This window comes from Pseudomonas sp. AL03 (genome assembly GCF_029960815.1).
Classification (GTDB): Bacteria; Pseudomonadota; Gammaproteobacteria; order Pseudomonadales; family Pseudomonadaceae; genus Aquipseudomonas.
The window spans coordinates 136,312-159,774 of the sequence record NZ_JASBRE010000011.1; the positions used below are offsets into that span (position 1 = coordinate 136,312).

General features: G+C 59.6%; 29 protein-coding genes. 13 read left to right on the forward strand and 16 right to left on the reverse strand.

Annotation, left to right across the window (positions count from 1 at the left end; translation table 11 throughout):
- Positions 1-116: 116 nt before the first annotated feature.
- From QK293_RS13295 to QK293_RS13335, 9 genes are all read right to left on the reverse strand, one after another.
- Positions 117-1,124 (reverse strand): glutathione S-transferase family protein, encoded by a 1,008-nt coding sequence (locus tag QK293_RS13295; protein ID WP_282377716.1) that lies wholly within the window; start codon positions 1,122-1,124, stop codon positions 117-119.
- Between the two features lie 90 nt (positions 1,125-1,214).
- Entirely contained in the window at positions 1,215-2,216 is a 1,002-nt protein-coding gene (locus QK293_RS13300) for a glycosyl transferase family protein (RefSeq protein WP_282377717.1), read from the reverse strand.
- A complete protein-coding gene (locus QK293_RS13305) occupies positions 2,213-2,548 on the reverse strand; it encodes a TusE/DsrC/DsvC family sulfur relay protein (protein ID WP_282377718.1) in 336 nt (111 codons plus the stop codon). The genes QK293_RS13300 and QK293_RS13305 overlap by 4 nt, the downstream gene beginning before the upstream one ends.
- Complete coding sequence (gene tusB / locus QK293_RS13310) at positions 2,545-2,838, reverse strand: sulfurtransferase complex subunit TusB (protein ID WP_282377719.1); 294 nt, start codon at positions 2,836-2,838, stop codon at positions 2,545-2,547. Before tusB ends, QK293_RS13305 begins: the two co-directional genes overlap by 4 nt.
- Positions 2,838-3,200 (reverse strand): sulfurtransferase complex subunit TusC, encoded by a 363-nt coding sequence (tusC, locus tag QK293_RS13315; protein ID WP_282377722.1) that lies wholly within the window; start codon positions 3,198-3,200, stop codon positions 2,838-2,840. The genes tusB and tusC overlap by 1 nt, the downstream gene beginning before the upstream one ends.
- 1 nt (position 3,201) lies before the next feature.
- Complete coding sequence (gene tusD / locus QK293_RS13320) at positions 3,202-3,594, reverse strand: sulfurtransferase complex subunit TusD (RefSeq protein WP_282377723.1); 393 nt, start codon at positions 3,592-3,594, stop codon at positions 3,202-3,204.
- 216 nt (positions 3,595-3,810) lie between these two features.
- Complete coding sequence (locus tag QK293_RS13325; protein ID WP_282377724.1) at positions 3,811-4,515, reverse strand: YoaK family protein; 705 nt, start codon at positions 4,513-4,515, stop codon at positions 3,811-3,813.
- Between the two features lie 35 nt (positions 4,516-4,550).
- Positions 4,551-4,880, reverse strand: coding sequence for a DUF6388 family protein (locus tag QK293_RS13330; RefSeq protein ID WP_282377725.1), 330 nt, complete (start codon positions 4,878-4,880; stop codon positions 4,551-4,553).
- Positions 4,881-4,900: 20 nt separating this feature from the next.
- Positions 4,901-5,149 carry a hypothetical protein gene (locus QK293_RS13335; protein WP_008154823.1) on the reverse strand — a complete coding sequence of 83 codons (249 nt, stop codon included), beginning with the start codon at positions 5,147-5,149 and terminating at the stop codon, positions 4,901-4,903.
- Between the two features lie 161 nt (positions 5,150-5,310).
- Between QK293_RS13335 and QK293_RS13340 the strand changes: the two genes are divergently transcribed.
- The 3 genes from QK293_RS13340 to QK293_RS13350 all read left to right on the forward strand — a co-directional run bounded on the left by QK293_RS13340 (position 5,311) and on the right by QK293_RS13350 (position 6,974).
- The gene (locus QK293_RS13340; RefSeq protein ID WP_282377726.1) at positions 5,311-5,661 is read left to right on the forward strand and encodes a hypothetical protein; all 351 of its coding nucleotides are present in this window, start codon (positions 5,311-5,313) and stop codon (positions 5,659-5,661) included.
- 221 nt (positions 5,662-5,882) lie between these two features.
- Positions 5,883-6,320 carry a hemerythrin domain-containing protein gene (locus tag QK293_RS13345; protein WP_282377727.1) on the forward strand — a complete coding sequence of 146 codons (438 nt, stop codon included), beginning with the start codon at positions 5,883-5,885 and terminating at the stop codon, positions 6,318-6,320.
- Positions 6,321-6,380: 60 nt separating this feature from the next.
- Positions 6,381-6,974 carry an NUDIX domain-containing protein gene (locus QK293_RS13350; RefSeq protein ID WP_056743878.1) on the forward strand — a complete coding sequence of 198 codons (594 nt, stop codon included), beginning with the start codon at positions 6,381-6,383 and terminating at the stop codon, positions 6,972-6,974.
- A gap of 156 nt (positions 6,975-7,130) precedes the next feature.
- Here QK293_RS13350 and QK293_RS13355 read toward each other — a convergent pair whose 3' ends face one another.
- Positions 7,131-7,646: a methylated-DNA--[protein]-cysteine S-methyltransferase gene (locus QK293_RS13355; protein WP_282377728.1), complete on the reverse strand. Its 516-nt coding sequence runs from the start codon at positions 7,644-7,646 to the stop codon at positions 7,131-7,133.
- Positions 7,647-7,781: 135 nt separating this feature from the next.
- Between QK293_RS13355 and ggt the strand changes: the two genes are divergently transcribed.
- The 4 genes from ggt (at position 7,782) to QK293_RS13375 (ending at position 11,396) form a co-directional block, all read left to right on the forward strand.
- Positions 7,782-9,509, forward strand: a complete 1,728-nt coding sequence (ggt, locus tag QK293_RS13360) for a gamma-glutamyltransferase (RefSeq protein WP_282377729.1) — start codon at positions 7,782-7,784, stop codon at positions 9,507-9,509.
- Positions 9,510-9,578: 69 nt separating this feature from the next.
- Positions 9,579-10,112, forward strand: a complete 534-nt coding sequence (locus tag QK293_RS13365; protein ID WP_282377730.1) for a cysteine hydrolase family protein — start codon at positions 9,579-9,581, stop codon at positions 10,110-10,112.
- A gap of 183 nt (positions 10,113-10,295) precedes the next feature.
- Positions 10,296-10,916 (forward strand): flagellar biosynthesis protein, encoded by a 621-nt coding sequence (locus QK293_RS13370; RefSeq protein WP_282377731.1) that lies wholly within the window; start codon positions 10,296-10,298, stop codon positions 10,914-10,916.
- Between the two features lie 201 nt (positions 10,917-11,117).
- Positions 11,118-11,396 carry a lysozyme inhibitor LprI family protein gene (locus QK293_RS13375; RefSeq protein ID WP_282377732.1) on the forward strand — a complete coding sequence of 93 codons (279 nt, stop codon included), beginning with the start codon at positions 11,118-11,120 and terminating at the stop codon, positions 11,394-11,396.
- Between the two features lie 303 nt (positions 11,397-11,699).
- On the opposite strand, the gene QK293_RS13380 is transcribed toward QK293_RS13375, so the two are convergent.
- A complete protein-coding gene (locus QK293_RS13380; RefSeq protein ID WP_282377733.1) occupies positions 11,700-12,050 on the reverse strand; it encodes a hypothetical protein in 351 nt (116 codons plus the stop codon).
- A 157-nt stretch (positions 12,051-12,207) separates the two neighbouring features.
- Here QK293_RS13380 and QK293_RS13385 point away from each other — a divergent pair, with 157 nt between their 5' ends.
- The 4 genes from QK293_RS13385 (at position 12,208) to QK293_RS13400 (ending at position 17,435) form a co-directional block, all read left to right on the forward strand.
- Positions 12,208-13,230: a helix-turn-helix transcriptional regulator gene (locus tag QK293_RS13385; RefSeq protein ID WP_282377734.1), complete on the forward strand. Its 1,023-nt coding sequence runs from the start codon at positions 12,208-12,210 to the stop codon at positions 13,228-13,230.
- Between the two features lie 151 nt (positions 13,231-13,381).
- Positions 13,382-15,244, forward strand: coding sequence for an amidohydrolase (locus QK293_RS13390; protein ID WP_282377735.1), 1,863 nt, complete (start codon positions 13,382-13,384; stop codon positions 15,242-15,244).
- 253 nt (positions 15,245-15,497) lie between these two features.
- Entirely contained in the window at positions 15,498-16,904 is a 1,407-nt protein-coding gene (locus tag QK293_RS13395) for a cytosine permease (RefSeq protein WP_282377736.1), read from the forward strand.
- 72 nt (positions 16,905-16,976) lie between these two features.
- Positions 16,977-17,435, forward strand: coding sequence for a GNAT family N-acetyltransferase (locus QK293_RS13400; protein ID WP_282377737.1), 459 nt, complete (start codon positions 16,977-16,979; stop codon positions 17,433-17,435).
- A 15-nt stretch (positions 17,436-17,450) separates the two neighbouring features.
- On the opposite strand, the gene QK293_RS13405 is transcribed toward QK293_RS13400, so the two are convergent.
- Positions 17,451-18,311: an AarF/UbiB family protein gene (locus QK293_RS13405; RefSeq protein ID WP_282377738.1), complete on the reverse strand. Its 861-nt coding sequence runs from the start codon at positions 18,309-18,311 to the stop codon at positions 17,451-17,453.
- 343 nt (positions 18,312-18,654) lie between these two features.
- On the opposite strand from QK293_RS13405, the gene QK293_RS13410 reads away from it, so the two are divergent.
- Together QK293_RS13410 and QK293_RS13415 are read left to right on the forward strand one after the other, a co-directional pair.
- Entirely contained in the window at positions 18,655-19,044 is a 390-nt protein-coding gene (locus QK293_RS13410; RefSeq protein WP_282377739.1) for a cytochrome c family protein, read from the forward strand.
- Between the two features lie 86 nt (positions 19,045-19,130).
- On the forward strand, positions 19,131-20,207 hold the full coding sequence (locus QK293_RS13415; RefSeq protein WP_282377740.1) for a sterol desaturase family protein: 1,077 nt from the start codon (positions 19,131-19,133) through the stop codon (positions 20,205-20,207).
- On the opposite strand, the gene phnE is transcribed toward QK293_RS13415, so the two are convergent.
- The 4 genes from phnE to QK293_RS13435 are packed head-to-tail and all read right to left on the reverse strand — an operon-like array spanning position 20,197 to position 23,427.
- Entirely contained in the window at positions 20,197-20,964 is a 768-nt protein-coding gene (gene phnE, locus QK293_RS13420) for a phosphonate ABC transporter, permease protein PhnE (protein WP_282377741.1), read from the reverse strand. The two genes, QK293_RS13415 and phnE, sit on opposite strands and share 11 nt — an antisense overlap.
- Positions 20,961-21,788 carry an ABC transporter permease gene (locus QK293_RS13425; protein WP_282377742.1) on the reverse strand — a complete coding sequence of 276 codons (828 nt, stop codon included), beginning with the start codon at positions 21,786-21,788 and terminating at the stop codon, positions 20,961-20,963. Before QK293_RS13425 ends, phnE begins: the two co-directional genes overlap by 4 nt.
- The gene (locus QK293_RS13430) at positions 21,782-22,579 is read right to left on the reverse strand and encodes an ATP-binding cassette domain-containing protein (RefSeq protein WP_282377743.1); all 798 of its coding nucleotides are present in this window, start codon (positions 22,577-22,579) and stop codon (positions 21,782-21,784) included. The genes QK293_RS13425 and QK293_RS13430 overlap by 7 nt, the downstream gene beginning before the upstream one ends.
- A complete protein-coding gene (locus QK293_RS13435; RefSeq protein ID WP_282377744.1) occupies positions 22,576-23,427 on the reverse strand; it encodes a putative selenate ABC transporter substrate-binding protein in 852 nt (283 codons plus the stop codon). The genes QK293_RS13430 and QK293_RS13435 overlap by 4 nt, the downstream gene beginning before the upstream one ends.
- Between the last annotated feature and the right edge of the window lie 36 nt (positions 23,428-23,463).

Genomic DNA, 23,463 nt, shown 5'->3' on the forward strand with positions numbered 1-23,463 from the left:
ACTGATCGTTCCCACGCTCCGCGTGGGAATGCATCCCGTGACGCTCTGCGTCACCTTCCAAAGCGGAACGCGGAGCGTCCCTGGCGGCATTCCCACGCGGAGCGTGGGAACGATCATCAGGCGTTGTTCTTACGCCAAACCCCTTTCCCGCTCAGCCGCTCCCGATCATGCGGTGCCGTGAAATCCTGCGCCGGCCCTTTCGGTACAACCCCCGTTGGGTTGATGGTCTTGTGGCTGCCGTAGTAGTGAGGCTTGATGTGCTCGAAATCCACCGTCTCGGCAACCCCCGGCCACTGATAAATCTCCCGTAGCCAGTTCGACAGGTTCGGATAGTCGGCAATTCGCCGCAGGTTGCACTTGAAGTGCCCGTAGTACACCGCGTCGAAGCGAATCAGTGTGGTGAACAGCCGAATGTCCGCTTCTGTCAGGTATTCACCGACTAAGTAACGATTCTCGCCTAACAGCAGCTCCAGCCGATCCAGCTCGGCAAACACATCATCGAACGCCTCTTCATAGGCTTTCTGCGACGTGGCAAACCCGGCGCGGTACACACCATTGTTCACCGCCGGATAAATCCGTTCGTTCAGCGCGTCGATCTCGCCCCGCAGCGGCGCCGGGTAGAAATCCAGGTCATTACCCGTCAAATCATCGAAGGCGCCATTGAACATGCGGATGATCTCCGCCGATTCATTGTTAACGATGCGATTCTGCTGTTTGTCCCAGAGCAATGGCACCGTGACGCGGCCGGTGTAGTCGGCAGTATCGGCGGTATAGCGCTGGTGCATGAAGTCGAAGTGATCGAGCTTGTCGCCGGTCGATCCGAGGTTCTGGTCGAAGGTCCAGCCGTTTTCCAGCATTAGCCAACTGACCACTGACACATCGATAAAGCTATCGAGACCTTTGAGTTTGCGCAGGATCAGCGTGCGGTGCGCCCACGGACAGGCGAGGGACACATAGAGATGATAGCGCCCGGCCTCGGCCGCAAAACCACCGACACCGGTCGGGCCGGGTTTGCCGTCGGCGGTCAGCCAGTGGCGACGCTGCGCCTGTTCACGCTGGAACGCGCCGTCCTTGCTGCTTTCATACCACTGGTCATGCCAGCGACCTTCAACCAACAAACCCATGTTCTAGACTCCTCAACCAGTAAGCATTGGAGAGAAGTCTATTCGCATAGGTTCGATAAAAAAGCGCAAAGGTTTGGCGCTTATGATCGGTTAAATCGATCTGTCCCGAGCATCCCAGTACTGCTGGGCGGTTTCGAAGGCGCTTTCGCGGGTTTGACCGAGGCCCCGCAAGGCCAGGGCCATGGTCGAGATCAGCGCCATTTGCGGGTAGCTGTCGACCACGTCGCCACGCCACACGGCTTTCAGGTGTCCGGGATCGAGCGCGGCCGGTTTGACGTGGCGCTGGCTCGACAGTTGCGGCCATTCCTCATCCCAGCTTTCGCCGCCCGTGGTGCCGTACAGATGACTGTCGGCGTCCGGGTTGATCTCGATTTCGCCGCCGTCGCCTTTCACCACGATCGCGGTGTCGCCGAGCAAGCCGCTGGCATCGCGATGCACAGCCTGGTAACCGGGGTGGAAAATGCTTTGCAGGCCACAGCGAGCACCCAACGGATTGAGAATCCGCGCCAGGGAGTGGATCGGCGAACGCAGGCCCAGGGTGTTGCGCAGGTCGATCATGCGCTGAAGTTGCGGCGCCCAATCCACCAGCGGCATGAAGGCCAGTCCGCCGTTATCCAGCGCCACACCCACCTGCTGCCAGTCGCGGCACAACGGAATCTTCAACTCATCCAGCAGCTGTTCGCTATACAGCCGACCCGCCGTGTGCGCGCCGCCGCCGTGCATGAAGATGCGCAGACCATTTTGCGCCAGGCACTTGGCCGCCAGCAGATACCACGGCAGATGACGCTTCTTGCCGGCATACGTCGGCCAGTCCAGATCGACGGCCAACGCTGGAGAATTGAGACGTTCGCGCAACGCTTCGGTAAAGCCCGCCATCTCCTCGGCGCTTTCTTCCTTGTGCCGCAACAGCATCAGGAAGGCGCCGAGCTGGGTGTCTTCGACTTTGTGGTCGAGCACCATGCCCATCGCTTCGCGGGCTTCCTCGCGGGTCAAGTCGCGAGCGCCGCGTTTGCCTTTGCCGAGGATCCGCACGAACGGGGCGAACGGGTGTTCGGCGGGTGTTTCGAGGGTCAGCGCTGGGTAATCGGTCATAAGCAATTCGTCGGTTTGGGCAGGCCCGCCAGTTTCGCGGCGAGTTTGGCAGGGGTGCCTTTGAACAGTCGGTTCAGGTGCAGGCTGTTGCCCTTGTCCGGGCCCAGCTTCAATGCGGTGTACTTGATCAGCGGGCGGGTGGCCGGCGACAACTGGAATTCGTCGTAAAAATTGCGCAGCAGTTCGAGAATTTCCCAGTGTTCAGGGCTCAACTCGATGTCTTCGGCGGCGGCCAGGGCGCTGGCCACCTCAAAGGACCAGTCGCTGAGTTCGACCAGAAAACCGTCCTTGTCCAACTCGATGGCGCGTGCGCCGACCGTCAGGGAGTTCATAGCCAACTGTTGACCTTGTCGTAGTGAATCGACAGCTCGACGAAGGCCGGGTAATCGATGGCTGTGGCCCAATCCGGAGTAACCAGCGCCCGGGCCTGAGCGTCTTCGGCCAACACGAACAGTTTCAGACTGCGGGCGCTCAGCGTGCTGAAAGGCGCGGTGCCCGGTTGTAAGGCATACGCCGCATCGCCAGACAGCAGCAGCGCATCGCCAGCGCCAATCACGCGCAAGCAACTGGTCAGGCGATCGTCGCCGAACGGGGAATGAGACAACACATGCAAAGTCGACATCAGAGGGTAATCACCTGGTCGTAACGGTCAATAAGTGCGGTGATTTCGTGTGCGGCCAGCACTTGAGCGTCTTCCAGCGCTAAACCGGCCGGGTCCAGACCCCGTTCTGCAGCACTGGCGCCACAGACGAAAAGGTCTTCGACACCGAACATCGGCAAGGCTTGCAGGTTGGCGCTCAGGTCCTTCTGCTGGAGGGCCTTGGCATCCTGTTGCGCGGCGAGCTGAAACACCCCGTCATCGAGAAACAGCAGGCCGATCGGCAGGTCGAACGCACCGCCGGCCAGCACGATGTCCAGCGCTTCCCGCGCACTCGGTCCGGACCATGGCGCCTGTCGGCTGATAATCAGCAAGGATTTAGGCATCTCACGCGCCTCCGAAACAGATCAGACGGTCAGCGTCCTGCACCGCGTCATGCAACTGGCCGAGTCCGGACAATTCCCACGGCGCGCCTACAGCAACGGCTTCACGCTGATAGCGTCCGGCTTCTTCTTCGTTCAACACACCACGGCGCAGGGCCGCGGCGATGCACACGACACCGTCCAGTTGATGCTCGGTGACGAAGTTGCGCCATTGCTTGGGCAAGTCCAGCTCATCCTGCGGCGTGACTACGCTTGCGGAGGCGTTGTAGACGCCGTCCTGATAGAAAAACAGCCGGACAATCTCATGCCCGCCGGCCAGCGCGGCTTGGGCGAACAGCAAGGCGCGGCGCGAGGAGGGCGCATGGGCGGCGGAAAACAGCGCGATGGCAAACTTCATGACGGACTCGATCAGCAAAACTGCGGCCATGATAATGCTTTATCGCCGGGGCGGCGAAGGGCGTTTTCCTCGAGACCCATCGCTGCACCCACTGAATTCACTGATCGTTCCCACGCTCCGCGTGGGAATGCCTCATTGGACGCTCTGCGTCCGCTTGGGACGCAGAGCGTCCCGGGCAGCATTCCCACGCAGAGCGTGGGAACGATCATGTCAAGATCAGCGCGGCATATACCCCAACTGCCAACGCCGCGGAATTTTCAGCGACAGCAGCCCGATGGCGCCGGCCAGCAGACCGCTGACAAACAAGGCGCTGAGCCCCAAGTAATGTTCCAGCACGGCGCCGATGACCGCGCCAGCAAACATCCCGGTCCAGGGGATCAGTTGCACGCGCCAACCGTTGCGACGTTCGCCGAGCATCCAGCGTCCCAGCCCACGGCCGAAGCGCGACAGGGCGCCGGTGACGTAGGTCAGGCCGACCGGCAGGCCGTTCACTTCTTCGACGGCGGCATTGAGCATGCCCATGGCGATGATCGCCGCCAGCAACGCCGGCAATTGTTCCTCATAAGGCCAGGCCGCAGCCCCACACAGCAGCGTGGCGATGCACAGCAGCAAGGGCAGCGCCCGACGGCCGCCGAGGCGGCTGACGACGATACCCAAGGCGTTGCCGACGACGAAGGTGCCAACGAGTATCATCAGGCGCAAGGTCAGGCCCAGGTCGCCATCGCTGATGGCGACGGCGAGGCGGGTGGTGTTGCCGCTCATGAACGAGACGAAATCGCCGCTGGCCATGAAGCCGATGGCGTCAGTCATGCCAGCGAGCACCGAGAGGCTGGCCACCAGCGACATGCCGATGCGTCCCCGCCATTTCCGGGTATGCAGATGGCCTGGGCTGGCGCGGTCAGTTGAAAGGGATGGCAACATCAGCGAAGGTCGTCCTCAGGCAGCGACCGCGATGGTCACTTACTCAATCCATATAACTCGCAATACTCCAGCCAGTCCATGCCGGCCATCTCGGCCACTTCCTTGTGCACTTCCAGGCGTTGTACCTGATAGTCCTCGGGCGTCGCCGCGGTCAGTTGCAGCGTCAGCTCCCAGGCAAACAATCCCAGGTGCTCGGCCTCGGTTTCAAACGCTTCGTTCAAGCGCTCCTCGCGGTACTGCGCCGCGGTCTCGCCCTTGGCCTGAGCCAACAGAGGGTTGAGATTGTCGAGTTCGACGCGCAGTTCAGGGCGCACATCGAGAAACTTCTTCAGCGCTTGCTCGTGTTGCTGTTCGGTTGCCGCCATGGTCGCTCCTTGAGGCCGGGTTACGAAGATTGCTTCTTGCTGGCCTTGGCCGCTGCTGCCAGGCACTCAAGGGCAAACTGCTCGGGATACGTCATTTGAATCGGCGTGGTTTCACCTTTGACGGTTCTTTCGCCGTCAAGGATGTAACGAATCCGCTTGTCGGTGACGCCAATTCGCTTGGCAATCCAGGACGGCGTCTGACCGATCTGGCTGATCAGCTTGTCGGCATATTCAGCGGTCGGTTTGTAATATTCGGCGTTGGGTGTCATGGCCTTTCCAAAAAATGAGCCCGGAAATATGGGCGATGCGGCGTTGATGGCGCGACAGGGTGCGCGAATCGTCACTCGGTGTCGCGGTATAAATGAAGTAAAGCAGAACGATACGCCGTGCCGCGGTGATACAGTCCGCTTTTTCTTGATGAGCGAACGCAATGCGAATTCTGATGGTGGCGCTGGCCGTAACGTTGCTGGCGGGATGCGCCGGCTCGGCGATGAACGATGCCCGCACTGGAACCCCGTACAAAACCCTGACGTCGGACAAGCCGGAAAAAGTCGTCGCCCAGTGTGTGCAGTTTTCCTGGCAGGACGAGGCGGTGTTCGGGGTCGATGCGGGCGCGTACTTGCAGCCTGGCAAAAAGGGTGGTTCCACCGTTTACACGCGGTCGGCCGAGTCCTTTGTGGACGTGACGACTGACGCTTCCGCAACCGTGCTGAATTATTACGCGCAACGTGACGACTTTGTGGCCAAGCGCCGACTCGCGGCGCTGGCGACCTGCCTCTGATCCTTTGGACTGACGCATATCCCTGTAGGAGCGAGCGATGCGGCGGTCCGACTTGCCCGCGATGGCGTATTTACTGACACACCGCGTTATCGTTCATCGCGAGCAAGCTTTGCTCCTACGAGGCCTTGTTCTATTCCCTGAGAACGAGTGGAACCGTCGTCCTCCCCCGGATGTCTAGCCTAAACAGCGTCATTCCAGAACGCGGCCTATGAGGACAATCCGTGAATATTTTTGAAGCCTTGCGCGAAAGCCATGACCGCCAACGCGCCTACGCCGATGCGCTGATCCAGACCAACGGCGATACCCCGGAGAGGGTCGAGGCTTACCAGCGGTTCAAGTCCGAACTTCAGGCCCACGAAACCGCTGAAGAGCGCCATTTCTACATCCCGCTGATGGAGTTTGACAACGGCGTCGACCTCAGTCGCCATGCGATTGCCGAACACCACGAGATGGACGAAATGATGGAAACGCTGGACGAGACCGAGATGTCCAGTCCGGCTTGGCTGGCCGCCGCGAAGAAGCTCGCCGAGAAGGTCAATCACCACATGGAAGAGGAAGAGCAGAAGTTCTTCCAGATGGCCGGCAAGCTACTCGACGACAAACAGAAAGAGACGCTGGCGGGGCAATATGTGAAGGAATACAAGGCCCAGCTTTCTTAGCGCCAGGCTTTCGTTTTCGCCTAACATGTGCGCCTTCCGACGAAAAAGGGATGCGTTGTCATGTCGAACACAGCCGAGCGGGTCAACCTCATCGAGTCCCAGGTGTTGTCCCATGACTGGTACCTGCTCAAGAAAATCACCTTCGATTACCTGCGCAACAACGGCGAATGGCAGCGCCAGACCCGCGAGGTCTACGACCGGGGCAACGGCGCGGCGATTCTGCTGTTCAACCGCGAAAAGAAAACCGTCGTGCTGACCCGGCAATTCAGATTGCCAGTGTTTGTCAACGGCCACGATGGCTTGCTGATCGAAGTGGCGGCGGGGCTGCTCGAAGGTGCGGCGCCTGAAGAGCGCATCCGCGAAGAAGCGGAGGAAGAAACCGGTTATCGCGTGCACCATGTGCACAAGGTGTTCGAGGCCTACATGAGCCCTGGTTCGGTGACTGAAAAACTGCACTTCTTCATCGCTGAGTACGATGCCGCGTCTAAGGTCAGCGATGGCGGCGGACTGGAAGAGGAGACCGAGGAACTGGAAGTGCTGGAGTGGAAATTCGACGACGCACTTGAGGCGTTTTATCGCGGGGAAATCTGCGATGCGAAGACCATCATGCTGTTGCAGTATGCGGCGATGAAAAATATTTTCACGGCGGGCTAATCAATGTAGCAGCTGTCGAGCCTGCGAGGCTGCGTCCGACTGCGCAGCAGTCGCAAACTCAGGCACCACGGTTTACCCGGAACAGCTTTATGACTGCTTCGCAGCCGGACGCAGCCTCGCGGGCTCGACAGCTGCTACAGGTCGCGTTACGGCTGATCAGAACAAATCGCCAGTCCTGCCGGCTCCTGACCACTCGCAACCCTCCAGCGTCAGCAGCCGTTCCTTCGCCTCTAGTCCACCGGCAAACCCCGTCAACTTCCCCGAAGCGCCAATCACCCGATGACACGGCGCAACAATCGAAAGCGGATTCTTGCCATTCGCCGCACCTACCGCTCGCACCGCGCTGGGATTGCCGATTTGCCGGGCAATCTCGCTGTAGCTACGGGTCTCGCCAAAAGGGATGCTCAGTAGTGCTTCCCACACCTGTTTCTGAAATTCCGTCCCTGAAAAATCCAGTTCGAGATCAAAACGGTTCCGCGTACCGGCGAAGTATTCCTGCAATTGCTGAGTGGTGCGCACAAGGATCGGATTGTCCGGCGCTTCTGTCATCGGCCCAAGCCTTACCCGACCCGGTTTGTCGTTTTCCCAGAGGATGGCTGCCAGTCGCGAGCCGTTCGCGACCAGCTTTAACTCGCCGACCGGAGACGCCAAGGTGGTGAAGGTGTAACTCATACCGGCGGACTCCGCAAAAGGTTGAACAGCGGCCAAGCATACTGCCTCGACCGGGAGGCGCAATACGTAATCCGGGCCATACTGCGTACTGCTCTTGAAGCGTTTTCCTACTTAAAAACAAGAAGAGACCGACTCATGAAGTTCGAACCTTTTGCCAAATCGCTGATTGCGACCTCGTTGGCGCTCAGCTGCCTCAGTGCTTACGCGGCCTCCGTGGCACCGGTCGCGGCCGAAAACGGCATGGTTGTCACTGCCCAGCATCTGGCCAGTCAGGTGGGCGTCGATGTGCTCAAGAACGGTGGCAACGCCGTCGATGCCGCAGTAGCCGTCGGTTACGCGCTGGCGGTGGTTTATCCCGCGGCGGGCAACCTGGGCGGCGGCGGTTTCATGACCATTCAGTTGGCGGACGGGCGCAAAACCTTCCTCGACTTCCGCGAAAAAGCACCGCTGGCCGCCACCGCAGACATGTACCTCGACAAGGAGGGCAATGTCGTCCCTGACCTGAGCACCCGTGGCCATCTGGCCGTTGGCGTGCCCGGCACCGTGTCGGGCATGGAACTGGCGCTGGAGAAATACGGCACCAAACCCCGCAAGGAAGTCATCGCCCCGGCCATCAAGCTCGCCGAAGACGGATTTGAGCTGGAGCAGGGCGATGTCGAGTTGCTGGAGTACGCCACCGACGTCTTCAAAAAGGACATGCGCGATTCCGGCTCGATCTTCCTGAGCAACGGCGAGCCGATGCAGGTCGGCCAGAAACTGGTGCAAAAAGACCTCGGCAAAACCCTGCGGGAAATTTCCGAGAAGGGTGCCGACGGTTTCTATAAAGGTTGGGTGGCCGACGCCATCGTCACCTCCAGTCAGGCCAACAAGGGCATCATCACTCAGGCCGACCTCGACAAATACAAGACCCGCGAACTGGCCCCGATCGAATGCGATTACCGCGGTTACCATGTGGTCTCGGCACCGCCGCCAAGTTCCGGCGGCGTGGTGATTTGCGAGATCATGAACATCCTCGAAGGCTATCCGATGAAAGACCTGGGCTATCATTCGGCCCAGAGCATGCACTACCAGATTGAAGCGATGCGTCATGCCTACGTGGACCGCAACAGCTACCTGGGCGACCCGGATTTTGTGAAGAACCCGATCGCTCATCTGCTGGATAAAAACTACGCCACCAAACTCCGCACCGCCATCGATCCGCAAAAGGCCGGCGTGTCCCGCGAGCTCAAACCCGGCGTAGCGCCACATGAAGGCAGCAACACCACCCATTATTCCATCGTCGACAAGTGGGGCAACGCGGTCTCGGTGACTTACACCCTGAACGACTGGTTCGGCGCCGGCGTCATGGCCAGCAAAACCGGGGTCATTCTCAACGACGAGATGGATGACTTCACCTCGAAAATCGGCGTGCCGAACATGTACGGCCTGGTGCAAGGGGAGGCCAATGTCATCGCTCCCGGCAAGGCACCGCTGTCGTCCATGAGCCCGACCATCGTCACCAAGGACGGCAAAGTCGTGATGGTCGTCGGCACTCCCGGTGGCAGTCGCATCATCACCGCGACCTTGCTGACGATGCTCAACGTGATCGATTACGGCATGAACATCCAGGAAGCGGTTGATGCACCGCGTTTCCACCAGCAGTGGTTGCCGGAAGAGACCAACCTGGAGACCTTCACCACCAGTCCGGATACGGTGAAGATGCTCGAAAGTTGGGGGCACAAGTTTGCCGGGCCACAGGACGCCAACCATGTGGCGGCGATTCTGGTCGGCGCGCCTTCGCTGGAAGGCAAACCGGTTGGCAAGAACCGTTTCTATGGGGCGAACGACCCACGTCGTAATACCGGGTTGTCGCTCGGTTATTGAGGGTTGTTTTTCAAAGGGGACGGATCTATTTTTCGTCCCCTGATCCACTGACTTTTCAAGGAAGGGACCATGGCTACCGCACTGCTGATCATCGACGTCCAGCACGCCTTGTGCACTGGCGAGTACGAGTGTTTTGAGATCAAGCGCGTTATCGAGAACATCAACGACCTCAGTACCAGAGCCCGAGATGCCAATATCCCGGTTATCCTCATCCAGCACGAAGAAAAGGGCGAGCTGCTGCAACATGGTTCTGAAGGCTGGCAGTTGGCTGAGGGGCTGGAAACGTCATCCCATGACTTGCGCGTACGCAAAACCACCCCGGATTCGTTCTACCAGACCAACCTGCTGCAATTGCTGAAACATAAGGACGTTGACCGCCTGATCATCTGCGGCCTGCAAACCGACTATTGCGTCAATGCCACCGTCCGTCAGGCCCTGACCCAGGGCTATGACGTGGTGCTCGCCGCCGATGCACATTCCACCGTCGACAACGGCAACCTCGCCGCCGAAGACATCATCGCCGAGCACAACGCAGACTTGGCGCACTTGACGGGGCCCGTGGCGCGGATCGACGTAGTCCCGGTCAGCGACATCCGCGTTTAAAACCGGCTTCGTCCTTTTAAACAAAAATCGTGTCCCCTCGCTCACGATTTCCGCCGCGCTGCCGATTCACTTAATGCCTTCGCAAGCCCCGGTTTTTACATCGGGGCTCGACAGCGAGGGCGCGCGAAACCTGCTTGCCTTCCTGAATCGAAAAATGGACTGATCACAATGACCGGAGTCGTCATGAAATACCTGAAACTCGCCTGCTTGTTGTTGGCTACGACCGCCTTGTTCGGGTGCGTGACCAGTCGTTCGGTAGTCGGCGTAGACGCACCTCAAGCCGCGAACGGCAATGGCCAGAAAGTCGCTATCACGGTGCTCGACGAGCGCCGCTTCGAACTCAAACCTGAAATTCCCGAGATTCCGTCCCTCAAGGATGGCGAGATCACCGACAAAACCATCACCGAGCGTGCTATCGCCCGTAAACGCAACGGCTACGGCATGGCGCTGGGTGATGTGTTGTTGCCAGAAGGCACCAAGCTCAGCGACCTGATCGCCAAGAGCATTGCCGCGGCCTATGGCCAAGCGGGCTATCGCGTTGTCCAGAGCGGTGAAAAGACTGCCGATACCCAAGCCGTCACCGTGCATGTCATTGAGTTCTGGTCGTGGATGTCGCCAGGTTTCCTCACAGCAGGCGTGAACAACAAGCTTCACCTGAAAGTGGAAACAGGCAACGCGTCCCCGGCTGTCGAAATCGTGAGGCAGAACCGCGAAGGCGTGCAGGTCGTCACCGAAAACGACTGGAAGGAGAGCACCCAACAAGGTTTAAAAGCCATCACCGAGACGATGGCAAAAAATCTCTAAGCATTGAAAATACAACCGGCGCCCGCAAGGCGCCGGTTTTAATTCAATCTGTCTGCAACCGCCGCACGACCACCTGAAAACGCTCACCACGTGTGTGGTGAGCGAGCGCCGGGTTGCAAAGCACCACCGATCCATCGTTTTCAAATGCCCGCGCTCATGGACTTGGGCATACTGGCGCCGCCCATAGAATGGAATCTGTCGATGCCCTCAACGTTTTCTCGTTTCAAGACCCCTTACGCTTTCCTGTTGATGCCTGTCTTCTTGTCCGCAGCTGCCCACGCCAGCAGCTTCAACTTCGACAGCGCCGCCAACGTCAGCGAAAAAGCCATCTGTGCGGACCCCTACACCTCGGATCTTGACCGAAAACTGGGCGCACTCTGGAGTTCGACGCTGCCTGAGGTCGCCGATCCCAAGGCGCTGAAGGCGGATCAACGCCAGTGGCTGAAACAACGCAATCAATGCGCTGACAACATCAGCTGAAAGGGCTCGTTACTACACCAACGTACCGGGCTGGCAAGGTCGCTTGCCTGAGTCATTGAAGCGTTGGTACGACGAGCGAGCGAAAGACGAGACGTTACCGCTGGACTTGATGCCTTGAGCCGATAATTGTGGGGGGCTCGCGCCGGTTAACGCTTACGCTGCCCCGAAAATCTCGATCAGCTCAGTCAAAAAAGCGCTCACCACATCACGTAGAGTTGCCAGCACTTTATCGGCACTGGTTCTGCGCTACGCGTCAGGTTGGTTCTTTACGCGCTTAATAGCTGTCGTCACATGAGGCACCGCCTACGTTTTGTACCAATGATTCATCCCTTCAATGGCTTTCTTGGCGGGAGCAACGTCGTAAGCCCCGACCAACTCTGCGCCAGCCTGCGCCATGGCAACCAGAATACGAGCTGCTTCCGGTACGTAAGGGAGGTTACTCCCGGCCTCATGCCGCTCACGAATAATCTGATAGCGAATGTTCTCAGGCAGTGTCCAGGCACTGATCAAGAACTCCTGAACGGAGTAATCGACGCCTTTGATAGCCACGGTCGCGGCGCGATGTTCTTCGCAGTAACCTGCCGCTTCGATCTGCTCACAGCTGTCGATGACAGTGTTCATCATTTCTCGAATTTGCTGCCAATCCGTTTTCATTCGAACTCCTTTTCAATGGGGATTCAGAGGCTACCAAGCATACTCAGTTCTCAATCCGGCGAAGGTTTTATCTGGATAGCTGTATCGCGCTGGACGCCATAACCGAGCCTATGGCATCGTCAAATTAATACGCCACGTAGCAATCAGGATCACATCAATGGAGGAGGGTGACGAAGTTGGCGGCAATACGTCGATGGCAACGCTGAAAGCATTCAATCTGTGCGTGCTCCAGCTGGGTCGTCTTGCCCGAGATCGCGGCGCCTCCCAATTCATCGCTGACGGCCTGCAAGCCTTCCATCAGTTGGTGCCCTTCGCGTCAGCCTGGTGGGGCGAGATGTCCGCATCAGGCGCCGATGCTCCGCCCAAAAGCTGGATGCACGGACGAATCAATCTGCCGGAGTCGTTTGCCGCCGAATGGCACAAGAGTGCGGGCAGCGACAAATTCTCCCATGACACCTTGAGCCAACCCGGCGAGGTCGTGCGCGACAGCGGGTTCACCGACCCGGATGAAAACGTGGATGCGTTCGCTCGGCGCCACGACCTCTACCACCTGATGTGCATCACCCTCGAGTTGCCCGAAAGCGGCTTGATGTTCTTTGTCTGTCTCTACCGTGGCAGTGATGCTGCGGCGTTCAATGACAGCGAAGCCGGGTTGTTTTCGGCGTTCTGCGACCATCTGTTGCAGCTGTGGCGCTTTCAGGTGCAGGACATGATCCGCTTCGATACGGGCAACGGGGCGACTGACTTCGGGGTCGCGCGTATGGACGGCAGTTTGCTGTACGTGGGAGCAAGGCTGTGCGCCACCATTCAGCGCGAGTTGCCTGGGTGGAGTGGTTCAATGCTTCCCTTTGATGTGATCGCGCAGCTGCAAAAGGCACCTTGCGTCATGCGCCTGGGTCGCTGCGCACTGACACTGATCCCTAACGCCGAGCATGTCGTTCTGTCGCTCGAAACACAGTCGCGCGGGGCGGTGCTGGCGCCTCGCGAGCGCACTGCCGCGAGGCTGTTCGCGGCGGGCCATTCCTATAAGGAAATTGCCAAGATCCTTGCCTTGAGCCCTGCGACAGTGCGCACTTATCTGCGCAATTGCTACTTGCTGCTCGGTGTGAAGAGCAAGGTGGAACTGGGTTCTGTCCTGCGTTCTTCGACCTCGCTTGCGGACGCAACGCGCCGCGATTAACCCGCGGTATTTCCAACTAATCGCCTTACCCCTCCTCATTTGTGGAGGTCCATCCGAGCGCCGTGCTCTATAGGGTATGCCCTGCATATCAGGGGTTTGCACGGCAGTCTGTTCGGGCACTTCTAAAACTATAAAAACAGAGGTGAGGCATTTGAAATTTTCCAGGCTATTTATCGCCGTTGGCGTGACAACGGCATTTTCCTGCATGGCACTGGTGGGGTGTCAGACGCAGGGTTCGACACCCGCTGACAGGGTGATGCGCAACGGCTATGTCTACACCGTCGACGGCCAGAATTCCGTGCAGCAGGCGATCGCCGTCTCGGGCGGGAAGATCGTTTATGTCGGCAGCGATGAAGGCGTTTCTTCGTACATCGGCAAGCAGACGCAGCTGATCGATCTGGCGGGACGCATGGTGATGCCGGGCTTCATCGATGCACACATGCATCCGGGGGACGGCGGCCGCGCCATGACGCTGTGCGACCTGAAATATCAGACGATGACCCGCAAGGTTTTCCAGGAAACCATTCAGGCGTGCCTGGATGCCGACAAGGGCAAAGGCCCCGATGTCTGGCTGGAAGTGGGCAGTTGGGATCGCATGGGCATGGACGGACTTGACGGCGACCCGGACAAATCGACGCTGGATGCGCTCAAGACCGATCGACCGATTCAGGTTCGGTCCACTGATTTCCATACCGTGCTGACCAACTCTCGCGGCCTGGAAGTGGCTGGCATCAGCAAGCACACGGCCAATCCCGGTGATGGCAAGTATGTGCGCGACAGCGCCGGCAACCCGACCGGCATTTGCGAAGACGGCGCTGCCGATGCCATGGCCTCGGTGGTTCCGCCAGCCACCGACGCAGAAAAACTCAAGCAGACCCGTGCGGCGCTCGACGCCCTGCGCCAGCAAGGCATCACCAGTTTCTTCGATGCCCTGTCGGGGCCTGAAAATGGCAAAGCTTTCACCGCCTTGCAGCAGTCGGGCGAGCTGACCGCCCGGGCCTTGCTGGCGATCAAACTGGACCCTGCCGCCGCGGCTGCAGACCCGGCGAAAACCATCGCCGAGGCCAAGGCGTTGGCCACGACTTACGACCAGGGCGATGCGAAACCCGCGCCGGGCGTGAGCATGCGTCACGTCAAATTATTCATGGATGGCATCATCAACGCGCCGGCGGACACGGGTGCGATGTTGACGCCGTACCTGCGCAATGCCGGAACCGATGCAGCGCCCAAATGGACGTCAGGCAAGAATGTCGGTGAGCTGTATTTCCCGCCGCAAGTGCTCAACTCTCTGCTGCTGAAGGCCGTCCAGGCCGGCCTCGATCCGCACCTTCATGCCACCGGAGACCGAGCGGTGCGTGACTCACTGAACGGCATCGAATACGTGCGCCAGCAACTGCCGGGCAATGGCTTCCGCCCAGCCATTACGCACAACGAGTCGGTGGACCCCGCCGACTATGCGCGCTTCAAGGCGCTCGACGTGACCGCCAACATGTCCTTCCAGTGGGCGCAGCAGGCGCCGTCCACGGTCGACGGCACCAGCGATCATCTCGGGCCTGCGCGCTTTGCCCGTATGGAGCCATCCGGCAGCATCGCTCGTGCCGGCGGGCGTGTTGCGTATGGCAGCGACTGGCCCGTCGACCCGCTCGACGAATTCCTCGCACTGAAGGTCGGGGTCACCCGCTCAGGCGATCCACTGAACCCGCACAGCTACGGTCCCAAGTATGCGGGCAGGCTGAATGCCGACCCGGCGCTGTCGCGCACTGAAGTGCTGCGCACCATCACCATGAACGCGGCCGAGCAGTTGAAACTGGACGCTGTTGTCGGTTCGGTCGAGGTCGGCAAGTTCGCCGACGTGATCGTCCTGGACAAGAACTTCATGCAAGTGCCCGAGGATGAGCTGGCACGCAACGAGGTGCTGATGACCGTGGTCGGCGGCAAGGTCGTGTGGGCCAAGGCGCCGTTCGTGGGTCTTGATCAGCGGCCGGCTCAAGTCGCCGTGACTGAACAACAATAAAAGCAACAGTCAGCCCCAATGCCCGTCAGTTAAGCCGTAATGCGATCTGTAGCAGCTGGCGCAGCCTGCGTTCGGCTGCGGAGCAGTCGTCGATCCGATATATGCGGTCTACCTGACATATCGCGTGTTCTGATTTTACGACTGCTTCGCAGCCGAACGCAGGCTGCGCCAGCTGCTACAAAGAGTGAGTCGTCGCTCAAATCAATTCACTGATTGGCATTTAGCGCCTACCCATAAGAAGAGAACACCGTAAATGACCAAGGTCAGCGATAGTCAGCAGCGAAGTCCCCTGATCGAGACACGTTCGATCGATTACATTCCCGAGGCCGAGCGTCATGGCAGCCTCTACAGCCAGTTCACTCTGTGGCTCGGCGCCAACCTGCAGATCACGGCGATCGTCACCGGCGCCTTGGCCGTGGTGCTGGGCGGCGATGTGTTCTGGTCACTCATTGGCTTGCTGATCGGCCAGGTGCTCGGCGGTGCGGTGGTTGCCCTGCACGCGGCACAAGGGCCGAAGCTCGGGCTGCCGCAGATGATCTCCAGTCGTGTGCAGTTCGGGGTCTATGGGGCGGCCATCCCGATTGTGCTGGTGTGCCTGATGTACCTCGGTTTCAGCGCCACCGGCGCGGTACTGTCAGGGCAGGCCATTGCCCAGTTGATCCCTGTCAGCGACAGCGCCGGCATCCTGATTTTTGCCACCTGCATCGCGTTTCTGACGATCTTCGGTTACCGGGTTATCCACCTGGTCGGCAGGGTGGCCAGCGTGCTGGGCATCATTGCCTTCGTCTATCTGTTTACCCGGTTGATGACGCTCAACGATATCGGCCTGTTGCTGGAGAACCGCCACTTCGGCTGGAGCACTTTCCTGCTGGCAGTATCCCTTTCCGCGTCCTGGCAGATCGCCTTTGGCCCTTATGTGGCTGACTACTCACGCTACCTGCCGAGCAAGACCTCGTCTTGGAAGACGTTTGCTGCCGTTGGGCTTGGAACGGTGCTGGGCGCCCAGGCGTCGATGGTGCTGGGGGTGTTCGCGGCGGCGTTGGCCGGTGCGAATTTCCGCGGTCACGAAGTGGCGACTATCGTCGGGTTGGGCAGCACCGGTGTGATGGCGTCCCTGCTGTACTTGAGCGTGGTGTTCGGCAAGGTCACGGTGTCCACGCTCAACGCTTATGGCAGCTTCATGTGCGTGGCCACGATCATCAGTGGCTTTCGCAGTCGTCTCGAGATCTCCGCCAGGCAGCGCATGGTGTTTGTGTTGGTGATTGTCGCGGCGTCCACCACGCTCGCGCTGCTGGGCCAGCACTCGTTTCTCAACGCCTTCAAGTATTTCATTCTGTTTTTGCTGACCTTCTTCACGCCGTGGAGCGCGATCAATCTGGTGGATTACTACTTCATCAACAAGGAGCGCTATGACATTGCGGCACTGTCTGACCCGGCGGGTCGTTATGGCCGCTGGAACATGCGCGGGATCAGCGTGTATGTCCTCGGTGTATTGATCCAGTTGCCCTTCGTCGATACTCACTTCTACTCCGGGCCGATGGTCGCGCAACTCGGCGGTGTCGATATTTCGTGGATTGTGGGTCTGGTGGTGCCGGGCATCCTCTACTACCCGCTGGCCAGGACTTCAGCGCTTGCTGTCCAGTCAGTCCGGGACAATTGAATACCCGGTGCTAGACTTCCAGGCTGATCAGCCTCAGGCGCTTTCGACAGCTTTCGTACGGAGACGACATCCATGGACATCCAGGCCCTACGCGCCGACGCATCCCACATCGATAAAATCACCAGCCTCTTCGACGCCTATCGAGGCTTCTACGGCCAGCCACCGAACCTGGCGCAGTCTCGCGCGTTTATCGCCGAGCGCATCGCCCGGGACGAATCCGCGATCTTCTTCGCCCAGGCTCCCAGCGGCGAGGCGCTGGGTTTCGTCCAGTTGTTCCCGACGTTCTCCTCCATCGACGCACACCGCACATGGCTGCTCGGCGACCTCTTCACAACACCTGCCGCCCGAGGGCAAGGGGTAGGCAGGTTGCTGATGAACACCGCGCGAGCCTTTGCGCTGTTGACCGGCGCCAAAGGCATGGTGCTGGAAACGGCCACGGACAACGTCGGCGCGCAACGCTTGTACGAATCCTTGGGCTATGTGCGCGATACGGGTTACTACACCTACTGCCTCGATTTGAAGCAAGGCTGAGCCAACCGCTGCCGGTTACCTCAGCGCGTGCAGGAATGCAGCTTGGGCCTTGGGGCACGTGAGGATGCGGTAACGCGTGCTCCGTGACACATCACGGTCGCGAAAGCGCGCATACACCGCCTGGAAAACTTCCCGGTTCAATGGCGGGTGCTGATGCTTCAGGTAGCGTTCACAGCACTCGTTGTAGTGTTCAACCGAAATGAACGTGTTGAACCAGAAACGATAGAAGTAACCCAGCAGAAACCCCAGGCTGAAGTCGTGATCCAGCACCGAATGCGCTAAGCATTCGAAATCGATCAGGCGCAGCCTGCCATCCGGGCCAATCAGGATGTTCTTGGGGTGCGGGTCCATGTGAACAAACCCCTCGACCAGCGTCTGCCCAAACAATTGGAAGATGTCCAACAGCAGCGTTTGCGCCTGTTCGGGTTGGGCGATCAGCCGGTCATCGACACTGCAATGGTTGTCGAAAAAGCTGACCAGCAAATACTCTTCTTTGAGAAACGGAAATCGTCCGACATGGCCGAATGCGGCCACTCTCGGCGACGATTCTGACTTGGCGGACACCACCGACAGATTGATGAATTCGTTGGTCAGGTCATGCAGCCCGAACACACGCTTGAGGCCCAGGAAATTCTGCAGTTGCTTTTTCCAGTGGATCAGGCGGTTGTGTTTCAACACCCATTTGCGCTCACCTTCGAGCAGGAACACGCTGCGGGTTTCCTCGGGAATATCCAGCAAGGCATGTTGATCCGGCTTGGCAAAAAAACGCTGAAGCACAGCCACCAGTTCGTTCTGGTCAGACGGATCGAAATGGAAGGTGACGCCAGCGATCTTTTGCTGATTCAGAGGGGAAGTAAGGTGTCTGAGGTGGCGCATGTAAAGTCCCTGCTAAGGCTTTCGGGTCCATAAAACGGCGGCAAACGAGCGTGACGCCTTGTCGTTATCGGCAGGACCTTGCAGACCCTTACTCACAGAGGCGATTATTTTACCGTTCGGTTGGCTCGACGTACGCCGTCACCCGCGGCCTATCCCCATGATCTGGGTGAAGCATGCCGAGAATTTCGACCTGGACATGTTCGCCAGCCCTGAAGACGGCAATTCGTTCCGTAGACTTTTCCGGCAGCGAGTGGGTTTGCTGCCGGCGGCTGACAGGAAGAAGTTTCAACCGAGCGCGAGTTGATTCACTCGCGCCAAGCCACACATGAATGGGAGCAGAAACATGCAGAAAGCGGCTGTACTCACCTTCGCCCTGGTACTCAGTACGGGGCTATTCAGCACGCAAGCACCAGCGGCCGGCGATGCCGAAGCGGGTGCGACACTGTTCAAGCGGATATGCGGTGGCTGCCATCAAGTCGGGGAGTCGGCACGGGGTTCTTTTGGTCCGCAGCTCAACGGCATTTTTGGACGCGCTTCGGGCAGCACCAAGGATTACCACTATTCCGATGCCATGAAATCAGCCGGCATTGTCTGGACCCGCGAAACGCTGACCGCGTACCTCGAAGATCCCAAAGCAGTGATACCCGGCACTCGCATGATTTTCTGGGGGCTAAGCGATTCGGAAAAGATCGAAAATCTGTTGGCGTACCTTCAGACGTTTCAGTCGCAATAGGACTTTGCGACATTCGTCAGGCGCGGAACACGCGGTGGTTCCGATCTGATTTACAATCCCCCCCCTTTTACAGAGGGCAGCCGTTCATGGATGTTTTCGCGCTTCTATATGACTACCTGATCAAGTGGGTGATCGGGCCTGTCACGGACCAGTTTTTTGGCATTTTCGATCTGAACGGCCGCTTCGGCATCGTGTTTCTCTGCTTGTCCTACAGCATCGCCTACGGCCTTTACCGATTCAGACAGTCTCGCGGGCTGACCGACGCACGTTCTTTCGGGCAGTTCATCGGCGGACGCCGGGTTCATTTTCATCGCTCGGCGTTGCTGGATTACCGGTACTACTTCGTGCGGGCCATCCTGAAAGTCGCGCTGGTGCTGCCGATTGTTGGCCTGGTTGACCCGTACGTCCTGCGCTCCGGCGACTACATCTCGTTTTTCACCCATCTTTGGGGCGCTCGCGTGCAGGTGGGGGAGAACCTCTCACTCTCCTTGCTCTACGGGCTGGGCGTGTTTCTGGTGCAAGACTTCATCCATTACTGGGTCCACCGTGCCTTTCATTCCCGGTATCTGTGGGCGTTCCACAACGTCCATCATTCCGCGCTCGTCCTGGTACCGGCGACGGCAAGCCGGATTCACTTTGTGGAAAAAATTGTCGAAAAACTGATAGACACTGTCTGCCTCGGCGCCTATGCCGGGGTCTTTTGGTACGCCTGTGGCGGGGAGATCAGCCGGTATACCTTGTTCGGCGTGACCTATATGGTTTTCATCCTCAATTCATTGGCGGCCAACCTGCGTCACAGCCATGTCTGGCTCTCATTTGGGCCCGTGGTCGAGCATGTGCTGAACAGCCCCGCGCAACATCAGATTCACCACAGTGACGCGCCCCGACACTTCAACAGGAACTTCGGTACCAACCTGTCAGTCTGGGACTGGATGTTCGGTACGCTCTACGTCACACACTCGACGCCCGAGCCCCTTAAGTTCGGCACCGGCGAACAGGATCACGACCGTTACCTGACGCTCTATAGCCTGATCGTCACCCCCTTTGTGGACATAGCCCGCAAGATTCCCACCAGACGCACCAGGGAATGGGCGTCGCGTCTCTCCGAAAGATTCCCTTCGACGCTTTTCCGTCGGCGTTGGCGTTCAATCCTCAGGCCTTGACCCAGCGTTGGCGGCTCCAGCTGCTCAGCGTATCGACGGCCAACACCAATAACAGCATGGCCAAAATAATAGTGCTGGCTTGAGCTTCCTGGAACAGGCTGAGGCTGACATAGAGCATCTGCCCCAAACCACCCGCGCCGACGAAGCCGAGCACGCTGGCCATGCGGATGTTGTTCTCCCAGCGGTACAGGATGTAGGCCAGCAGCTGTGGCAATAGATTGGGCAGTGTGCCGTAACAGAAAGCCCACACGGCATTGGCGCCCTGCAGGCGGATAGCTTCGGCCGGTTCGGGTGGGGTGTTTTCCAGCGCTTCGGCGAACAGGCGGCCGAGCACGCCGGTGGTGTGCAGGGCTAATGCCAGGGTGCCGGCATTCGGGCCGAGCCCGGCGGCAAGGACCATCAACGCGGCCCACACCAGTTCCGGAATCGCGCGCAGGGCGTTGAGTACGAGGCGCGACGCGCTCTGCAGCGGCCAGCCGAATCGCCCGGCCGCGGGGAGTGCCAATAGCAGACCGAGCACCGCCGCGAGCAGGGTGCCAAGGGCGGACATGGCGATGGTTTCCAGGGCGCCATGGCCGATGGCTTGCAGATGACCAGTGCTCAGGTCCGGACTGAGAAAACGCTGCGCATAGGCACCCATCTGGTTCAAATTGCCGGTGTCACCCAGTTCGGTGAGGTCGATGCCCAGATAGGTGAACGAGGCGGCGACCGCTGCGCCGATGCACAGGACCAACACCAGGTTGAACAGGCGATTCATGCCAGCCTCCAACGCAGCAGGCGGCTGAGTTGATCGGCGAGCAGCACCAGGACGAGGAAGGTCAATAACAAACTGGCCACTTCACCGCCGGCAAACATGCGCAGCGACAAATCCATTTGCTGGCCCAGACCGCCGGCGCCGACGAAGCCCATCACCACCGAGGCGCGGATGGCGCATTCCCAGCGGTACACCGTGTACGACAGCAGCTCCGCAGCGACATTGGGCAGGATCCCGTAGCAAAACGCCCCGAGCCGACCACTGCCGGCCTGCAGCAGCGCGTGGACCGGGCGCTGATCAACCGACTCGAAAATTTCTGCGTAGACCTTGCCCAGCATGCCGCTGTAGGTAATGGCAATCGCCAGGACCCCGGCAGTCGGGCCGAGGCCGACGGCACGCACGAACAGCAGGGCCCAGACGATTTCCGGCACGCTGCGCAGGAAGATCAGTAAACCGCGTACCGGCCAACGCAGCAGCTGGCCCCAATAGCTCGGATGGCCGGCACGGGACGCAGCCGACAGCGACAGAGCCCGGCTGGCCAACAGGCTGGCGGGGACTGCCAAGAGCAACGCCAGGGCCATGCCGGCCGTGGCGATGGCCAGGGTCTGCAGGGTGGCTTGCAACAACAGCTCAATGAACGCCTCGTCATGGGCCGGTGGCCAGAAGGCTGATACAAACTTGCCGATCTCGCTCTGACTGTCACTCGCCAGCAATACACTGAGGTCCAACTCGCTGAAGCGGATGCCCGGCCACAGCAGGGCAAGCGCCAGCAGGCTGAGCAATAGACGGGGGCGGGTGGCGGGGTCTCGGGTATCGCGCGTCAGCATCGGGGAATCTGCACACTCATGGGTGCCGGAGGAATGGGCGAGGCTTGCAGCTGTTCGTTGGCGTAGAGCTTGTCGAGCAGCTCGCGGTCGACAGCGCCGGCCGGTAGGTCGAACAGGATCTGTCCATCACGCAGGCCGATGATCCGCGAAAAATGCACCAGGGCCAGTTCCACCGCATGCAGGCTGGCGACCAGGGTGACGTTCTGCTCCCGGGCATGGCGGCAGAGCACCGAAAGCGTGTGCTCGGCGAGCACCGGGTCCATGGCCGATACCGGCTCATCGGCCAGCAACACTTCGGGGGCTTGATACAACACGCGGGCAATGCCCACGCGCTGTAGCTGTCCACCGGACAGCTGCTGGCATTGCGCGAACAACTTGTCACTCAGGTCCAGCCTGGCCAATGCCGCGCGTGCGCCCGGAATATCCAATGGGTGCAGCAGGTTCAGCAGGCTCTTGCCAAGACCCCACTGGCCAAGCTTTCCGGCCAGAACCGCGGTGACCACGCGCAGGCGCGGTGGCAAGGGGGGCGATTGATGTATCAGACCGATGCGAGCGCGCAGACGCTGACGCTGACGGGCAGAAAGCTGCCAGGCTCGTTCGCCGAGCACCTGCAGCTGGCCGTTGTCCGGTCGCAGGGCGGTGGCCAGCAGGTTGAGCAGGCTCGACTTACCCGCGCCTGACGGGCCGATGATGGCGACCTGTTCGCTTTCACCGATGTGCAGGTCCACGCCACGCAGCGCCTGGACGCCGTTGGCGTGGGTAAGGTTGACCTGGGTCAGACGCAACGTCATTTGAGCAGGTCGGCGGCGCGTGCGGCTTCCTCGATACCCTTGTAGTTTTCAGGCTTGGTTTCGATGAAGCGGCTGGCGGCCTGCAGATCCAGAATCTCCTTGTCCTTCGGGTTCGCCGGATCGAGCGCAAGAAAGGCGGCCTTTATCTTGGCCGCCAGCGCCGGGTCGAGGGTCCCGCGCACCGTCCAGTTGTAGTCGTAGTAGGCCGGGGTGGTCGCAAACACTCTGACCTTGGTGGTGTCGACCTTGCCGGCGGCGACCAGTTTTTCCCACACGCTGGCGTTCAGCACCCCGGCGTCCACCTTACCGGCCTGGACCCAGGCGACGGTGGCGTCATGGGCACCGGAGTAGCCCACGCGACTAAAGTACGTTTCCGGTTTGATGCCGTCCTTCAGCATGAAATAGCGCGGCATGAGACTGCCTGAAGTGGATGACACCGAACCGAAGGCGAAGGTCTTGCCCTTGAGATCGGCGAGGGACTTGATGGTTGGGTCGGCGGTGATGAACTTGCTGGTGAACTGGGCGTCTTGTTCGCGCTGTACCAACGGAATGGCATTGCCGGTTTTCAGGCGTGTCTGCACGAACGTGAAGCCGCCCAGCCAGGCAAGGTCGATTCGGTCGGTGGCCAGCGCCTCTACCACGGCCGGATAGTCGGTCACTGGCACGAACTCGACCTTCATGCCTGTTTGTTGTTCCAGATAAGCGCCAAGGGGCTTGAACTTGCGGAGCAGTTCGGTAGGCGCTTCATCAGGAATGGCGCTGACTTTCAGGGTGTCGGCGGCCTGCGTCAGCAGGGTACAACAAGACAGGGTTAAGCCGATGGCCAATGCCAGGGTACGCTTGAGCATGTAAGTTCTCCGTTTCATTAGCGCAAAAATGTCGCT

What these genes read in the sequence shown, in the direction of transcription:
- QK293_RS13295 (WP_282377716.1), bottom strand. Translation starts at nt 1,124, where the DNA reads ATGGGTTTGTTGGTTGAAGGTCGCTGGCATGACCAGTGGTATGAAAGC.
- QK293_RS13300 (WP_282377717.1), bottom strand. Translation starts at nt 2,216, where the DNA reads ATGACCGATTACCCAGCGCTGACCCTCGAAACACCCGCCGAACACCCG.
- QK293_RS13305 (WP_282377718.1), bottom strand. Translation starts at nt 2,548, where the DNA reads ATGAACTCCCTGACGGTCGGCGCACGCGCCATCGAGTTGGACAAGGAC.
- tusB (WP_282377719.1), bottom strand. Translation starts at nt 2,838, where the DNA reads ATGTCGACTTTGCATGTGTTGTCTCATTCCCCGTTCGGCGACGATCGC.
- tusC (WP_282377722.1), bottom strand. Translation starts at nt 3,200, where the DNA reads ATGCCTAAATCCTTGCTGATTATCAGCCGACAGGCGCCATGGTCCGGA.
- tusD (WP_282377723.1), bottom strand. Translation starts at nt 3,594, where the DNA reads ATGAAGTTTGCCATCGCGCTGTTTTCCGCCGCCCATGCGCCCTCCTCG.
- QK293_RS13325 (WP_282377724.1), bottom strand. Translation starts at nt 4,515, where the DNA reads ATGTTGCCATCCCTTTCAACTGACCGCGCCAGCCCAGGCCATCTGCAT.
- QK293_RS13330 (WP_282377725.1), bottom strand. Translation starts at nt 4,880, where the DNA reads ATGGCGGCAACCGAACAGCAACACGAGCAAGCGCTGAAGAAGTTTCTC.
- QK293_RS13335 (WP_008154823.1), bottom strand. Translation starts at nt 5,149, where the DNA reads ATGACACCCAACGCCGAATATTACAAACCGACCGCTGAATATGCCGAC.
- QK293_RS13340 (WP_282377726.1), top strand. Translation starts at nt 5,311, where the DNA reads ATGCGAATTCTGATGGTGGCGCTGGCCGTAACGTTGCTGGCGGGATGC.
- QK293_RS13350 (WP_056743878.1), top strand. Translation starts at nt 6,381, where the DNA reads ATGTCGAACACAGCCGAGCGGGTCAACCTCATCGAGTCCCAGGTGTTG.
- QK293_RS13355 (WP_282377728.1), bottom strand. Translation starts at nt 7,646, where the DNA reads ATGAGTTACACCTTCACCACCTTGGCGTCTCCGGTCGGCGAGTTAAAG.
- ggt (WP_282377729.1), top strand. Translation starts at nt 7,782, where the DNA reads ATGAAGTTCGAACCTTTTGCCAAATCGCTGATTGCGACCTCGTTGGCG.
- QK293_RS13365 (WP_282377730.1), top strand. Translation starts at nt 9,579, where the DNA reads ATGGCTACCGCACTGCTGATCATCGACGTCCAGCACGCCTTGTGCACT.
- QK293_RS13370 (WP_282377731.1), top strand. Translation starts at nt 10,296, where the DNA reads ATGAAATACCTGAAACTCGCCTGCTTGTTGTTGGCTACGACCGCCTTG.
- QK293_RS13375 (WP_282377732.1), top strand. Translation starts at nt 11,118, where the DNA reads ATGCCCTCAACGTTTTCTCGTTTCAAGACCCCTTACGCTTTCCTGTTG.
- QK293_RS13380 (WP_282377733.1), bottom strand. Translation starts at nt 12,050, where the DNA reads ATGAAAACGGATTGGCAGCAAATTCGAGAAATGATGAACACTGTCATC.
- QK293_RS13385 (WP_282377734.1), top strand. Translation starts at nt 12,208, where the DNA reads ATGGAGGAGGGTGACGAAGTTGGCGGCAATACGTCGATGGCAACGCTG.
- QK293_RS13395 (WP_282377736.1), top strand. Translation starts at nt 15,498, where the DNA reads ATGACCAAGGTCAGCGATAGTCAGCAGCGAAGTCCCCTGATCGAGACA.
- QK293_RS13400 (WP_282377737.1), top strand. Translation starts at nt 16,977, where the DNA reads ATGGACATCCAGGCCCTACGCGCCGACGCATCCCACATCGATAAAATC.
- QK293_RS13405 (WP_282377738.1), bottom strand. Translation starts at nt 18,311, where the DNA reads ATGCGCCACCTCAGACACCTTACTTCCCCTCTGAATCAGCAAAAGATC.
- QK293_RS13410 (WP_282377739.1), top strand. Translation starts at nt 18,655, where the DNA reads ATGCAGAAAGCGGCTGTACTCACCTTCGCCCTGGTACTCAGTACGGGG.
- QK293_RS13415 (WP_282377740.1), top strand. Translation starts at nt 19,131, where the DNA reads ATGGATGTTTTCGCGCTTCTATATGACTACCTGATCAAGTGGGTGATC.
- phnE (WP_282377741.1), bottom strand. Translation starts at nt 20,964, where the DNA reads ATGAATCGCCTGTTCAACCTGGTGTTGGTCCTGTGCATCGGCGCAGCG.
- QK293_RS13425 (WP_282377742.1), bottom strand. Translation starts at nt 21,788, where the DNA reads ATGCTGACGCGCGATACCCGAGACCCCGCCACCCGCCCCCGTCTATTG.
- QK293_RS13430 (WP_282377743.1), bottom strand. Translation starts at nt 22,579, where the DNA reads ATGACGTTGCGTCTGACCCAGGTCAACCTTACCCACGCCAACGGCGTC.
- QK293_RS13435 (WP_282377744.1), bottom strand. Translation starts at nt 23,427, where the DNA reads ATGCTCAAGCGTACCCTGGCATTGGCCATCGGCTTAACCCTGTCTTGT.